Source organism: Streptomyces noursei ATCC 11455, from assembly GCF_001704275.1.
Classification (GTDB): Bacteria; Actinomycetota; Actinomycetes; order Streptomycetales; family Streptomycetaceae; genus Streptomyces; species Streptomyces noursei.
In genome coordinates this window covers 4,408,792-4,423,364 of record NZ_CP011533.1, presented here as the reverse complement: position 1 = coordinate 4,423,364, position 14,573 = coordinate 4,408,792, and the positions used below count along the sequence as shown (strand labels likewise).

Sequence of the window (14,573 nt, the reverse complement as noted above, 5' to 3'; positions counted from 1 at the left end):
CGTATGGGAAGACCCTTTCAGGAAAAAGATTGCTTTCATTCGGCCCGACGGCAAACGAAAGCCCATGCTGCGTCACGCCGCCTCCATTTCCGCCAGGGAACGACGGATGACATAGGCCAGAAACGCCTCGGCAACCGGAAGGATCCCGAGGCGGTTGTTGGTGGTGTGAATGTAGTTGGCCAGGCAGTGGGCATACGGCGTTTCTTCGAGGACGAGTTCCGCGAGGTCATCGCCCGCCGAGGTGACCTGTGCAGCCTGGGTGGACTTCAAAGCTCTGGCATAGGTCTCGTGGAAAACGTCGGTGACCCCGTCCCGCCAGACCGCACTGCACAGGCTCGTCACCCTGCTTCGCGTCTTCTCGTACATCCCGGCCCACTTCTCGTCATAGCCGGGCGGCACCCATCTTCGCCAGTCCTCCTCGTAACGGCTGAGGAAGTCCTGGCTCTGCTCCGGGTCCAGCCCGGAGCCCCTGAGGGACATGGCCATGACGCGCATGGCCGGCCCGGCCGGCGAGGCCGCGAGTTGGCGATCCGTCAGGCCGGCGAGGAGGTCGAGGACCGCGGTCGACGTCGAGCGGAAGAGCTCTTCGGCGATGCGGAGTCCCGTGATGCCGCCGTACTTCGCGTACTCGGGTGCGTAGACGGCTGCTTCGACGGTGCCCGCTGCCCTGACCGCCACGGGCTCCGCCCCTTCGAGTGCGGCCAGGCCGGGTTGGTGGGAGGACTGCTGTGCGTACTCGGCGGTCTGCTCGGCGTCGAGGGCCGGCATCGCCGCGACCAGCCTGCCGCGTACCGACTCGACGGTCTCCTCCGAAGCCTCGTGGAGCCGCACTCTGATGTGCGGACCGCCCTGCCAGTACCGCAGGTACCAGAAGCGGTTCCGGATCCCGGCCTCGCGCACGACGGGGTGGAGCACATCCCGCAGGAAGCCGGGCTGCAGCGACATCGGCAGATGGATGTGGAGCGGCGACCACTCACCGGTCCGCTCAGTCTCGGTAGAGCTCAACGAAAAACTCCTCTGCTGCCGCCGGCCCGGAACCGCCGTACTCGTCGGGGGCCGGTACGCACTCTCGAATGGACGCGTAGACGTCGTCCCGCGTCAGCGCGGACTTCGCGAAGCTCCGCACCAGGTACGGGTTGCGGAAGTCGACGTACATGGGCTTGTGGACACTGGCCCGCGTCAGATGTCTGAAATCGGACCAGTCCCTCGGGATCTCCTCCACCTGCCCGGACAGCAGGTTGTACTCGTCCAGACGCTGCGTCAGTACGAACGCGTGCTGGGGCAGACCCCGTTCGCGGCGCCACTGGTCGAATCGGAGCAGTGCCGGGTAGGAGTCCTTGCTCAGCTCGACCAGTTCGGGGATGTCGCGTGCGGGCACCGTCCAGGTGCGCCGGCTGGCGACGACCTCACCGACCACCAGCCGCGGCGAGGATCCGGGGTACCCGCGATGCCCCATCGCCCGGCCGATGTCGTCCATCGGCGCGTAGTTGTACCGGATCGTCGGACTCAGGACTTCCAACAGGTTGTAGAGGACCGGAACCACGATGGGGAGCATGAAGTTCATGGGGGCCAGGTGAACCTGCTCGTCGAGCTCGGGGTCCCAGAGGAGCACACCGCGGTTGGCGTGATCGATCCGGATCGCGAGCCTGTCGAGGCTGTAGGCCCTCATCTCCGGTGAGGTGGGCCAGGTGCCGGGGTAGTTCAGCACCCGGTCGGTGAGCGGCGGGTGCAGGTTGAAGTTGAGGCCGGCGACCATGTTCAGGTCCACCTGCCCCGGGAATGCCTTCCGGAGGTGTTCCCGGACGGCGGTCCGAAGCGTCCAGTCGTCGGCGGCGGATCCCTGTACGAACGAGCTGAAGCGTGAGAAGTAGACGCCGTATCCGGTCAGGACGCCGTTCACCACGACGTCCGGCGACGGTGTGCCGCCCGCGAACTGGACGCGGAAGGTGATCGAGTCCGGGTCGACGCAGTCCTCCACTCCCGCGCACGCGGCCTTGAGTGCCTCGGGCGTCATCCGGACGACGCCGTCCTCGGGCACGAGCTGTTCGCCGATGTCGCGCAGGGCCTGGGCGCGCTGTGCGACGAAGACCTCGGCCGCGGCGGATTCATGTCCCCAGAACACCGCGTCCTGCTCGCTCTCGGACAGCGATACGAGCCTGTCGAAGAACGTCAGGAACGGCACGGTCTCGCGGTCGCCGTACGTGGTGGCCGCGAAGTGGTACATCCCCAACCGCTTCGTGTGGCCGTAGTCGAGCAGCGACGACAGCCGCCACAGGCTCTCCAGCGCGGGGACGCTCGCGGCCACGGCGTCCTGGCTCCAGGTCGCGGGCCGATCGGGCGTCCAGAGGTCCTCGTAGACCGGTGCCCGGGAGATCTCCGCGGGGGGCGGGTCCATCTTGCAGACCTCGGCGATGTCGGTGAGCGCATGCTCCGCGGCCTTCAGCAGCAGCCCGCGCTTCTCCGCAGGCGCGTCGGAGAGCTCCGTCTCCACTTCGCGGAGGGTGTCGAGATGACCGCTCAGGACGGATACGGGCCGGGTCGTGCCGGTGCGCAGGACGCCGGCGACCTTCTCGGAATACTCGGGGTCCTGCTCGTCGAAGCCGGGGCTGACGTACAGCAACTCGATCCGCATCATGGCCCGCAGGGCCTTCCTGCTGGTCGCGTCGCTGCCGGTCAACACGGTCAGCGCACGGAGCACCTCCGGCACCGACGCCGTGCCGGAGGCCAGGACGGTCAGGAGGCAGTCGACGACCTTGTCGCGCTTGAGCCGGACGACCGACTCCGAGAGGCCGTACTCGGAGGAGTCGGGTACGAGGCCGATGAACTCGATCTTCTTGTCGTCCACGCGCAGGGACGAGTTCAGCAGCACCTTGCAGAGGTCGATGCCACCGTCGGCCCGTCGCAATCCGGCGGCCAGCCAGTTCACCAGCACCCGGTTCAGCGTCGACGTCGAGTACGCGCGGGACTCCGGCACGGCGGTGCCGACCTCGGGCAGGTCCGGTGGGAAGGCTCCGACCTCGGTGAACCGGCCGAAGGGAGACGGCTTCAGCGCGGCGCGGTAGGCGAAGTTCACCAGCGAGGACTCCAGAACCCGGGATCGGCTCGGCTTGACCGAACCCATTTCGCCCGAGGTGTACCGGCGCAGGCTCTCGTAGAGCTGCTCGCCCGAGAGCTGGATGCTCCTCGCCATCGAGTCGTGTTCGAGGATGCGGGCGAAACCGGCGCGCGCCGATCGCATCCTGTCCTCGAACAGCGTCCGCGCCTCGTCCTCGCACCGTCGTGTCCGCTGCACGAGGTCGGACCACTCCCGCACCCCGGCGAGCGTGTCCGCGTCGAGGTGCGGTTCCACGACGCCGAGCCGCCGAGCCGCCGGCTCGGCACGCTGGTTGTAGATGTCACGGCGCAGCCGGACGAGCTCGGATCGCACCGACGCATCCACGTGCGGTACGCATCCGGCCAGCCGGTCGGACACGTCGCCCGCCCGCCGTGCACAGTCCTCCCGGAGGCGGCGGCTCTCCTCGATCCGGGCCCATGGCTCGTCGAACCGGAGGTCCTCCAGTCCGGCCACAGGCAGTCGACTACGCCGGAACAGGACGTAGGGGCTGACCCTCGCCGTGGGCCCGGCCGGGGACTGTGAAGGCTCATCCGATCGCACGAAAGATACTCCTCGTCTTACCAGCGGGCTAGGCAAAGGGGTGGGGCGGAACGTCCGCCGGGGTCATGTCGTCGGGCAACTGGGAGGCATGGGGGAGCGATCCACCGTGGAGTCGCGGCAGCCCCTCAAGACGGCGAGTGGCCTGCCCGAACGTCATCGGCACGCATCCGGGGACGAAGCTGCGCGTACAGACCAGTCCGCGCCAGCGCAGCTCCGGCGTGGTGACATCGGCCGCGTACGCGTGCGTGCCGGTGGCCTCGATCTGTGCCCGCACGTGGTCGAGATCCTTGTCGAGGGAGTCGAACTCCGGGGCCGCCGCGGCCGCCGCGGTGAGTGGGATTTCGGGCCTGTCCGGTGTCGTCAGGAACGCGAACCACTCCCGGGACGAAGGCAGGGCGCCGAGCAGACTGTGGTCGTCCATGTCGACCAGCGAGTCGAAGTCCTCCGCAAGCCGCTGCCTGTGCACCGGGTCGTCGTCGAACGCATGGCGCAAGGACGCCACGCGCGCGGACACCTCGAAGATGGCCGACTCGGCCGCCGCCCGCGGGTACAGGCTGGCCGCGGTCGACACGAGAGTGCAGGGACCGGAGTCCGCGTCGCGCTGGGCGAGCGCCAGCACGACCGGGATGTCGATGTCCAGCGTCGCCCAGAAAAGGCGGACGCGAAACCCCGTCACCACCTCGACGCGGTCCATCAGCTCCCTGATGTCGCCGTCGGCCGGCCCCAACGTGAGTTCGGGCAGGAGCAGTTTGCGGTACCAGGTGAGCAGGAACGCGTCCCGTTCCACGATCTCGAACAGTCCGTGCAGAGTCGCTTCCTCGTGACTCTGGCCCAGCGCGAAACCGTTCGACGTGTCGTAGAAGAACGGCTTCCGGGCTCCGGCGCGGCGCACCCACGAGAGCGCCACTTCCGGCAGGTACCGGGCAGGGCCGTCGCCGAGCGGTGTGACCGGGACCCATTCCACCGATTCGGCCGCGCCCAAGGGCGACCAGAGAAAGCCGTCGCGCGCGTACTGGTCGGCGGAGTGACATCCGAGGGTGCGGGGATCGATGCCCTGTGTCCCCAGCTCCGCGAGCGAGGCCCGCACGATGCCGTCGGCCGGCTGGTGACAGAAGCCGGTGTGCCGCTCCAGGCCCTCCAGCACCGCGGTCGTCCTGCTCTTGGCGAAGCTGCGGGTGCGCCCGACCCCGGGCTCCAGCATGCCGTTGCCCAGTGGCAGGCCCACCTGCGCCTGGGGCAGGGGGCCGTCCAGGTCGACGAGTGGCTCCCGGAACAGCGCGTGCGGTCCCAGGTAGTCGGCCGTGAGCGTCGGCGGCAGCGGACGTCGGGCCCGGAGCGCCCCGTCGGACTTCTCCAGCAGCTCGGGCGCGGAGCCGAAGGCGATCGTGGTCGTGGCCGTCGCGGGCCGACGCGCCGGGCAGCCTGTTCTCGGAGGTACGTGTCCTTGTCGCACGGTGCCGCCGGCCCGGTCGACCGTGGCGAGCGTGCCGCCGGCGGAGGGCGCTCGGAGGAGCTGGGCCGCGAGCCGGGTGACGGTCGCGCGCGATGCCGGACCGAGCTGCTGCCAGAGCGCGTGGCTGCGCGCGGCTCCCGCGGAATCGCTCCCGGACACCTCCCCGAACGACAGCTCGGCGGCTTCCACGTTCCTGCTGAGGAACCATGCCAGGCACCGGGGGCAGCCGCCGTCGCGCTCGTGTGCCAGGTCGTAGACCAGGACGTGGACGCTGCCGCACCAGAACAACACCGCCAGGCCGCGCCCCGACCCGCTTCCGTCGGCGTGTATCCGGGTGGGGTCGGTCAGCGGCCCCAGGAGCACCTCCGCCGGCTCCGGTGCGCCGGCATCGGCCGACAGGGCGGAGACCAGGTCGGCAGCCGGTGCGGCAGCCTGCTGCTGGGCACTCATATGACCTCCACCAGTCGGACCCTGCCGCGAGCGAACGGAACCGCTCGCGTGGTGACCTCGGCACACTCCGGTCGGGCGATGTGCCGCCACACCTCCGGCCAGGTGAGGAAGTGCGGGTTGAGCGGAACCAGGGCGCCGTCGTCGTTGACCAGCCCGAGCAGCGCCATGCAGACCGCTTCCGCGTAACAGGCGCCCGCGCCCTGCACGACCGGCTGGCCGGCGGTACGACCGGTGACCCGGTGGATGCCGTTCGGCAGCCGGGTACCGGTCCACTCCCATGGCTCCCCACCACGGCTGCGGACGACCGTCCGCTGGACGTACCGGCTGAATCCGGCGCACTCGCCGTGCCCCAGGTCGTCATCGGATAGGCGCACCCAGGCGGCAGGGTCCGGAGGCTGTGCCAACGACCACTTCAGCAGGGCGCGGTAGACCGCCTCGTCCAGCGACCATCCGGCGCCCACCGCGGGCTGCCCGAACAATTCGAGTGCGTTGAGCGCCGCCTGATAGATCGCCTCCCGGGGCGACAAGGTGGCGGTGGTGAGCTCATGGACCCGGCACTCGCCGGCCAGCCCGACGAGTGCCGTGGCCCTGGCCTGTCCGAAGGGGACCTGCGACAGATCGCCGCCGTCCAAGTAACGGAAGGGGCCGGCGAATTCGTCGGTCCAGCCGCGCAGGGTGTCGACGATCCGCTCGTGGACGTCGTCCAGTCGGCCGTCGTCCTCGGGGCCGACGATGTTTCTGCGGACCAGCGTCTCGGCCGCGTCGTCGCGCGCACCACCGGTGACCGAGGGCGCCACCGCCCGGTGGCACCGGCACCCCGCCGCCGACCACGCCGGATGTTCCTTCACCGTCGGCGGGTTCGTGTCGAGGGGCATGGACACCGCCGCTGCCGCGTGCCCGCCGAGTCCGGCGCCGCGCAGGTGGATCGCGTGGATCAGCGCCGCCGTGGTGGCGTCGTCCGACGCCGTGGACGCCGTGGACGCCGTGGACGCGGTGTCGACCGGAGCGGCCGACGGTGCCGTGCGCCCGTATCGGCACAGGCACTCCCAGCAGCCGGTCGCCGTGTCGTCGGACCAGAGGATCCAGCGGCGCCCGCGGACCTCGCCCACGACGCCGTGCGGAACACCGCGTTCGAGCAGTGCGTCCTGGAGCCGCACGGTGCGCTCGTACGAAAGGCCGTCCGCGTCGACGACGACCAGTCCGGCGTTCTCCCACCGCGCCACCGGTTCCTCGGCCGAGACCGCGTGAAACGCGGTCCGCAGGCCGAACAGGGGTGCCGCGTCGAGCAGTTGGCGCAACCGGTCGAGCCACTCGGGGCGACCGTAGAGGTGGAGGGTGGTGGCGAGGAGGCGGTCCAGTGCGCGCTCCGGTGCGTCCGTCAGCTGCGACAGGTACGGGATCAGCCACTCCGACGCCGGCCCTTTGGCCGCGGCCTGCTGCGACATCGGGGCGTCCAGGACGGTCACGCACCGACGCGCCACCAACGCGTCGAGCACGCGCGACACCGCCGGGCGCGACCCGGCCGGGAACTCGTCCACCACTTCACGCCCGGTACGACTGCCGTCCGACCGGCTCAGCAACGTCGAGACGACCTGGAAGGCGGACGCGCCCCGCACGGTGAACGAAGAGGCACCGACTCCGATCCAGGCACCCTGCTTCGTCCGCAGCGTCGAGACATCGGGCCGGGCGAGAAGGACGCCGGTGGCCGATGCAGGACCCCCAGAGGACATCGAATCACTCACTTTCGTGGCGCAGCGATCAAGACACCGGGTGGGCATAGGTGGCGGCAAGCAGCGGGTGCCTTGTCACACCGTCGCTCTGGATCAGGTTCCGGACGGCCGCGCCGATGAAGCCACCGAAAACGGTGCCGGCGAGCCGGTGGGACTGGCAGCGAAGATGGAAGTCGTAGAGCGCCATGGAGGCGCGTACCGCGCACAGGCGGAATCCGTGCGCTCCCGCCCACGAGTCCGCGGCGTCGAGATTCCCGCAGACGGTGACGATCCCGGCCGCGTCGGCGAACTCCCGCTGGATGCCGAGCAGTTCGGGATCGCCGATGGCCGAGGCCGGGGCGAGGAACGACGCCTCCCGCGCGGTGACCCGGTACACCCCGGCCGGCTCGCCCTCGCTGCGCAGCGCGAAGACGAACGCCTCCAGCGGGCCCATGTCGTCGTCGAGCGCCCAGTCGCCGGCATCGCGTGACAACGCCTCGCGCACCAACCCCAGGATCAGGTCCGTGCGCACGGGCGCGTCCCCGTACCGCAGGGACGACCGGCGCGCCTGCAGTGTGTCGTGCAGATCGAAGGGGTCGCCGGAACCGGTCGCCCGCTCGTCGATGTCGACGGGCACGGCATCCGCGAACGGCATCGGCGACCGGTCCGCCGCGAGGCCGTCGCTCGTGGGGGTCCGCTCGGCGAAGGCTTCGAGCAGCGGCTCCATCATGGAGGAGTCGGTTCGCATGGTTCAGCCCACCTCCATGACGGCCGTGATGGGTTCTTCGGCGGGGGAGAGGCCCAGGTACGCGCTCAGGGCGCGGTCGTCCCAGTCCGTGGCCAGTGAGTAGGCCAGGTTCAGCCGGTCGGCGACCTTCCGGGCGGCGGACAGGGCGACGCCGCCGTCGCAGAAGGAGATCCGAAGCCCGAACGTGCCGTACTTGGCACCCATCTTCTTGAGGTTGGCGGTGACGACCAGCAGCAGCGGCCGCTCGCCCGGTAGTGCCTTGCCGGTGAGCCGGGCGAGGTCGTGGTCCCGTTCGCGGTACGCGTACCCGCCCACGGGCAGCACGGACGCGTCGCGACTCACCACGTAGGCGGTCGCGGAGCCGATGTTGCCGCCGGCCGCGGTCCACCGCTGCACCCAGCCGTCGTCCCGCGTGCGGATGCCGAAGGCGACCGCGAGCATGAGGGCGACCTCGGGCCGGCCGACGGCGGCGCGGTCGGCCGTGGGCGACGGTGCTCCTGCCAGCCTCGACACGTCCGCTCCGGGCAGCGCCACCCGCGGGCAACTGGGCCAGTCGCGGAACTGCCACTGGAGGTTCATGTTCTTCGAATGGAAGTGGGCCAGATGCCCGTTGGTGTCCAGGAACTTGCGTACCGGCAGGGCGATCGAGGCTTCGTAGACCGCGCTGGGCGGCGGTGCGGACGCCGTGGTGCCCTTGCTGAACGAGCAGGTGGGACACCCGGGGCGGGTGGCACTCGGCCGGTAGCGCGTCGACAGGGTGGTCAGGTCGATGACGCCGGCGTCGAGCGGCAGGTAGGTCCGGATCGAACGGGAGGAGAGCGCGAGGAGGTGGTGGGCGACGATGCCCGCGACGAGGTCGTGCGCCTGCTGCGGCGGATCGTCCGGCAGATCGTCCCCCTCGCCCGCGACGCCGCATTCGAGGCACGGTGTGAACGCGGGGTCCACGTACGGGCCCAGGGTCATCGAGGCGCCGTCGGCACGCACGCGCAACAGGGACCGTCGCTCCAGCCAACATCGGTTCCGCAGCTCGGCGAGCTCCGGCCGGGACCGCCGGGTCTCGAAGAAGACGACGAGGGCGTCGTCGGTGATCGGCAGTTCGTCGAGGTCGCCGACCACCTCGCACACGCCGTCCAGACAGCGTGCCGTGGCGTCCGCCAGGACGCTGTCCCCCGCCAGGTGAACGGTGGCGCGATCGAGCCGCGCCGCGGCGTCGGTCCAGGACGGGTTCACCCCGGTGGAGTTGCCGAGTCGGGACAGCAGGCAGGCGAGCTCGGGCGCCACCGTCGGGGTGTCGCCGGGCCGGGCACCCTCCTCCAAGGCACCCGACGCCCAGAGCAGGGCCAGGGACTTGAGGACGATCGCCTCGTCGAGATGCACCGCGGCGGCGATGCCGGCATGCGTGGTGCTGCCGTCACAGGCGGCGACCAGGCGGCCGAGGTCCTCGCGCGCGAACCTCCCGGTGAACACCTGCCGCTTGTCCGCGCCGTCGAGCATCAAGGCGTCGTCGACCTGACGGAGCCGAACGCCCCTGCGGAGAACGGGGCGTTCCGGGACGGCGATCTGCTTGTCCCGACCGGCGGCCCGCCCAAGGGTCTCGGCCTTCAGCTCCACACCCATCGATTGCGCTCCTTCCCCCATGACGAAGAGGTCGTGACCACTCAGACAAGACCCGCCAGCGCGTCGAGCCCCGTGCGCCGATCGGCCCATCGGGCGCTGCACCGCGGGCAGCGGTCCACGGCGACCGTCGACGCCGTCGACGTCACGCCCGTGACCAGGTCGAACTTCCGTACCGTGCCGCCGAGTCCGTCCGGTCCGCCGCGCAGCTCGGCCCTGGCCAGCGTCAGCAGACCGTGAGCGATCGCGAGGTGCATCCGGCCGAAGCCCTCGGGCAGGTCCCGGGTCGCCTCGGCCACGCGATCGGTCCGCGCGGGATCCTGGTGCTGCTCGGCGCGTCGCAGGTGGCAGGAGTAGCAGGCGGTGGCCCCGGGGATCACGGCCGGTCCGCACACGATCCGGGTGGGATGCAGTTCGACCCCGACCGTCGGGACGCCCCGCTCGAACCCGAACCGGTCGAGCGCGTCCCGCAGTTCCTCGTCCCGCCCGGAGTGCACGGCCACGACCATCGCGGCGCTCGACAGCCGGGCGTCGTCGGGAAGTTCACTGCCGGTCACCCGGCTCCATGCCGCCGGCCGGTACGCGTCGGCGTACTGCTCCCCGAAGGCGTCCCTCACCAGGTACAGGCAATCCACCAACTGTTCGGACAACACGTGCTGTGTCTCCTGTCCACCGGCTACGCGGCCGGCTGCGGTTCCGGATTCAGCGACAGTTCGCCGTGGCTCTCGTGGCCCATCGCCGTCGGTGCGGTGTAGAGCCGGGGCGTGCCGAGGTAGCGCTCGCTGTGGACGAACGACAGCGGCATGGCCTCGGGCACCAGCACCTTGACGGCGTGCATGCCCACCTGCCGCGCCTCGTCCGTGGTGATGTCGACGACGAGCGTTTCGGCACCCCGCGCGGCCAGTTGGGACACCGCGGTCGCCAGCGGGTCGGCCTCGGCGGACAGGTCGGGGAGCTCTTCGAGACGTCGTACGTCCCGCTCCCCTTCCAGCAGGTGCCGAAAGACGTGCCGCCGCTCGGCCGAGGCGTTGTACGCGGCCGAGCCGACCACGCTGACGGTCCCGTCCTCGGGGCGTCGCGCCGACCGGAGATCCATGCTGCCGCGCAGCGCCACACGTATGGAGGCGAGTTCGCGGTAGATCTTGCCCACGGCGCGCTGTGGATCGACGTCGCACGTCGCGCAGACGATCTGCGCCAGCTGCTCCTCGTGGGGGGAAAGCTGCACGGCGTACACCACGGGGATACCGAAGTCGGTCGTCGCGTCGAAGAGCCGGACCTCAAGGTGACGTCCGGTCCCGGTCGCATGGTGGGCGCGCACGGACGGCTCCAGGAGCTCCGGATCGACCGACAGTTGCGGCAACCGCAGGCGGTGCAACCACGCGAGCGAGAGCGCATCCCGCTCCACGACCTCGAGCAGCCCGCCGAGAACCGCGCTGCGGAGGTCGGAATGAACGGCCGCTCCCGTGGTGATGCCCCGGGTGAAGCGTTCCGACGGTGACTGCGGTGCCATGTGCAGGTACACCGCGATGGCCGGCACGAGGACGGGGCACCGTCGGGTCAGCGACCAGGCCCGAACCCACCTGATCGGGACGGCCGGGTCGTACGGGACCAGACCGCAGTCGTCACGAGCGAACTCACGCGCAGAACACCGGGGCCACCGCGTGGGCGAAACGAAGTCCTCGGTGAGTTCGTCCTCGGCGGCGACAGTGATCTCGTCGTCGTGCCAGGAGCAGATCGAGTACCGCTCCAGAGCCTCGGCGATCGAGATCAGCCTGGCCCGCTCGCCGGCCAGCGCGCTGCCGGCACCGTTGAGGTTCCCCGTGTCACCGTCGTTGCTCCAGCCCCGCATGCTGTGCAGGACCTTCGAGATGTCTCCGATGCTGGAAACACGGACGGCGAAGTCCGGATCGCCGTCGGCCACCGGAAGGGCCGTGGTGCGGGATACGAGGCCGTACGGAGAGACCAGAGAAGTTATTTGCTGTAACTCAGGCTTACTGACGTCCACAGGCTCTCCCCCGTTGAGAATCCCAGACACCGACAGCTGACCGCCGTGGGCTGATCGTTACCGAAAGGGCCCGGGGCTGTCAAGAAGTCCGCTAACGATCGATCATCTCAGTTACGTACTGTCATTCTTGCTGGTTATAAGGCTTTTTCTCGGTGTGGCGAGCTGGTGTGCCGGCACCTGTCGGAAGCTCGTGACCTGCGGGTGCGGTGGTGCCTTTGCGCTGGTCGTGCAAGACGAGGTGCGGCCCGATATCCGGTTCGCGTAACGGGAACCCGCGGCCGATGCGCCACAGGTGAGAAGGCGGTCGAAAGGGCCCGCGTGGCGGAGCCTTCGAAGAGAAGGAAGTGCGAACCTAGCCGATCACGACACTTTCTGGCACAGTCTGCTGGCACGAACCGAATCTGGCTGGTTCGCATGCCCTTCATGCTGCGTACCGGTGCGCGGAGCCCACTGCTGCGGATAGGTTCCAGCCCGAGTGGGCGTGGGGCGGATTGACAGGGGGAACGACGTGACCGACGTGACCGTAGAGAACGAGCGGCTCCGCACACTGTGGAAGCAATACGCGCCCCGCTATGACCGTGACATGGTGCGTCTCGAACGCATGCTGCTCGATGACGGGCGTGCCTGGGTTTGCGGCCAGGTCAAAGGGGAAGTCCTCGAAGTCGCCATCGGCAGCGGCCGGAATCTGGAATTCTATCCGGCCGGGATATCGGTGACCGGGCTCGACTTGAGTCCGGAAATGCTGGACCTGGCTCGGAAGCATGCCGCTGCATTGGGCCGGGAGGTCGAGTTGCGGGAAGGAGAGGCCCACGCGATGCCGCTTCCGGACGGCTCGTTCGACACGGTTGTCTGCACGCTCGGGCTGTGCAGCGTGCCCGATCACCGGGCGGTGATCGCCGACATGTATCGGGTGCTCCGTCCCGGGGGACGGTTGCTGTTGCTCGACCATGTGGGCAGTCACCATCGGTTGATCCTTTTCTGGCAACGCCTGCTGGAGAAGTCCATGCTGCGACAGTGTGGGGACCATCAGACCCGTAGGCCGTTTCCGCTGGTCAAGCAGGCCGGATTCATCATCGAGCACCAGGAGCGGCGCAAGTTGGGGGTCGTCGAGCGGGTCGCCGCACGCAAGCCCGAGGCGTAGCGGCCTCGCAGCGCCGCGCGTGGCTGACGGACAGCGGGATCTCCCCGCGCCGCATGCCGCTTTCCGGCCTTCGCTCCGCTCGACTGCCGACCTGACGGGCAGCCGACCATCCGCCTGGACATGCCATCCCGGTGGCCGTGTTCGGGAAATTCACCGGCAACTTCCCTCCGGGAACCGAGTTTTCCCCGGAACTTTGCAGCGGCGAGGACGTGCTCGCGCGCGATCGGCTCCACCAGGAAATGATCAAACACGGCCAACTGCGGGACGGTATCCCGCACCTGGTGCACATGATGAACGCGTCGATGCTCGGCTTCTTCGTCCTCGACCGGTTTGACCCGGCGGGCGCCGAGTCGACCAGCGGACGGACGGCCGATTCCTCGGTGCGTCTCGTCAAGCAATCCTTTGAACCCACGACGAAGCCCTCCGGCAGCGCCCCGCGGATGGCTTCGCAGGAGATCAGCGCGATATTCGCGGATTTACTTCCGAGCTTCCGCGAGCGGATCCATACCCACGATCTAGCAAAGGACGGCGAAACATGACTTCCGTGGCCGACACCTGGGGAATTCACGAGGCGCAGTTCTGGCTACGCGGCCAGGCGCCGGAAGCCCCGGTGCGCTACGACGCGCAGGCCGGGATCTGGTGCGTCTACGGCTATCGGGAGGTCCAGCATGTCCTGGCCAACCCCGCGACGTTCTCCTCGAACACCCAGCGCGTCGTACCCCGGGACATGTTGGACGGCATGGACGAGTTCAGCGAGGGCAACCTCATTCAGATGGATGCGCTGGAGCACAAGAAGCTCCGCGGGCTGATCAGCCATGCCTTCACCCCGAAGGTGGTGGCCGATATGGAGCCACGCATCGCCGAGCTGACCCACGAGCTACTCGACGCCGTGGCCGACGGCGACCGGATGGAATTGGTCGACGACCTGGCCTATCCGCTTCCGGTCATCGTCATCGCCGAACTGCTCGGAGTGCCGGCTTCCGACCGGGACAAGTTCCGGGAATGGGGGACCGCGCTGATGGAGAGCACCCAGGAGTTCTCCTTCGTCGAGCGGACCGAAACACAGCGGAAGCGGCTTCAGGACGCGATGCAGCAGGTTGCGAAACTCGGCGACTACCTGCGCGAACACGTGGTGGACCGCAGGAGGAACCCCCGCGAGGACCTGATCTCCAAGCTGGTCCAGGCCGAAGTGGGCGGTGAACGCCTCAGCGACAACGAAGTGGTGAACTTCTCCAACGTTCTGCTGATCGCCGGGCACATCACCACCACGATGCTGCTGGGCAATTCGATCCTGTGCCTGGACACCCATCCGGAGTGGCTCTCCAGAGTTCGCGCGGACCGGAGCCTGATCCCCGCGGCCATCGAGGAAGCACTGCGGTACTACAGCCCGTTCGCGGGGACGGCGCGGGCCACCACGACCGAGGTCGAACTCGGCGGCGAGCGCATCCCCGCCGACTCCTTGGTGGTGACTTTCCTCGGTGTGGCGAACCGGGATCCGAAGCAGTTCACCGATCCGGACACCTTCGACCCGACGCGGGACCCGAACCCGCACCTGGCGTTCGGCCGTGGGGCGCACTTCTGCATCGGAGCGCCGCTGGCAAGGCTGGAAGGCAGGGTGGCGCTGAACATCCTGCTGGACCGCTTCCCGAACCTGCGGAGCGATCCGGACAGGCCGCCGCGGTTCCTTCCCAGCCTGAGCATGACCGGGGTCCGGGAACTGCCGCTGCTGTTCTGAGCACGGCGCCGCACAGCGGAAACCCCGGCTCGGATCCTTTCCGGGCCGGGGTTTTGTGGTTGG

11 protein-coding genes are annotated in these 14,573 nt (G+C 69.2%); 3 read left to right on the top strand and 8 right to left on the bottom strand.

All coding sequences use genetic code 11. From position 1 onward, the window contains the following. Positions 1 to 72 precede the first annotated feature (72 nt). From SNOUR_RS18565 to SNOUR_RS18530, 8 genes are read right to left on the bottom strand one after another with little or no spacing between them, the layout of a single operon-like run. Complete coding sequence (locus SNOUR_RS18565; protein WP_079142760.1) at positions 73 to 1,005, bottom strand: thiopeptide-type bacteriocin biosynthesis protein; 933 nt, start codon at positions 1,003 to 1,005, stop codon at positions 73 to 75. Next, positions 986 to 3,655: a lantibiotic dehydratase gene (locus SNOUR_RS18560; protein WP_067348539.1), complete on the bottom strand. Its 2,670-nt coding sequence runs from the start codon at positions 3,653 to 3,655 to the stop codon at positions 986 to 988. Before SNOUR_RS18560 ends, SNOUR_RS18565 begins: the two co-directional genes overlap by 20 nt. 28 nt (positions 3,656 to 3,683) lie before the next feature. Beyond that, positions 3,684 to 5,558: a SagD/YcaO family ATP-dependent cyclodehydratase gene (locus tag SNOUR_RS18555; RefSeq protein ID WP_067348537.1), complete on the bottom strand. Its 1,875-nt coding sequence runs from the start codon at positions 5,556 to 5,558 to the stop codon at positions 3,684 to 3,686. Further along, on the bottom strand, positions 5,555 to 7,288 hold the full coding sequence (locus SNOUR_RS18550) for a hypothetical protein (RefSeq protein WP_159425875.1): 1,734 nt from the start codon (positions 7,286 to 7,288) through the stop codon (positions 5,555 to 5,557). Before SNOUR_RS18550 ends, SNOUR_RS18555 begins: the two co-directional genes overlap by 4 nt. 28 nt (positions 7,289 to 7,316) lie before the next feature. Further along, a complete protein-coding gene (locus SNOUR_RS18545; protein ID WP_067348534.1) occupies positions 7,317 to 8,015 on the bottom strand; it encodes a tpaF in 699 nt (232 codons plus the stop codon). A 3-nt stretch (positions 8,016 to 8,018) separates the two neighbouring features. Then, complete coding sequence (locus tag SNOUR_RS18540; RefSeq protein ID WP_067348532.1) at positions 8,019 to 9,632, bottom strand: tpaE; 1,614 nt, start codon at positions 9,630 to 9,632, stop codon at positions 8,019 to 8,021. A 41-nt stretch (positions 9,633 to 9,673) separates the two neighbouring features. Next, complete coding sequence (locus SNOUR_RS18535; protein ID WP_067348531.1) at positions 9,674 to 10,282, bottom strand: cyclodehydratase; 609 nt, start codon at positions 10,280 to 10,282, stop codon at positions 9,674 to 9,676. A gap of 23 nt (positions 10,283 to 10,305) precedes the next feature. Further along, positions 10,306 to 11,550 carry a YcaO-like family protein gene (locus SNOUR_RS18530; RefSeq protein WP_312632724.1) on the bottom strand — a complete coding sequence of 415 codons (1,245 nt, stop codon included), beginning with the start codon at positions 11,548 to 11,550 and terminating at the stop codon, positions 10,306 to 10,308. 592 nt (positions 11,551 to 12,142) lie between these two features. Between SNOUR_RS18530 and SNOUR_RS18525 the strand changes: the two genes are divergently transcribed. The 3 genes from SNOUR_RS18525 to SNOUR_RS18515 all read left to right on the top strand — a co-directional run bounded on the left by SNOUR_RS18525 (position 12,143) and on the right by SNOUR_RS18515 (position 14,510). Beyond that, positions 12,143 to 12,775 (top strand): class I SAM-dependent methyltransferase, encoded by a 633-nt coding sequence (locus tag SNOUR_RS18525; RefSeq protein WP_099055835.1) that lies wholly within the window; start codon positions 12,143 to 12,145, stop codon positions 12,773 to 12,775. Between the two features lie 131 nt (positions 12,776 to 12,906). Then, complete coding sequence (locus SNOUR_RS18520; RefSeq protein ID WP_067348527.1) at positions 12,907 to 13,314, top strand: hypothetical protein; 408 nt, start codon at positions 12,907 to 12,909, stop codon at positions 13,312 to 13,314. Continuing rightward, positions 13,311 to 14,510 (top strand): cytochrome P450, encoded by a 1,200-nt coding sequence (locus tag SNOUR_RS18515; RefSeq protein WP_067348525.1) that lies wholly within the window; start codon positions 13,311 to 13,313, stop codon positions 14,508 to 14,510. Before SNOUR_RS18520 ends, SNOUR_RS18515 begins: the two co-directional genes overlap by 4 nt. Positions 14,511 to 14,573: the final 63 nt, after the last annotated feature.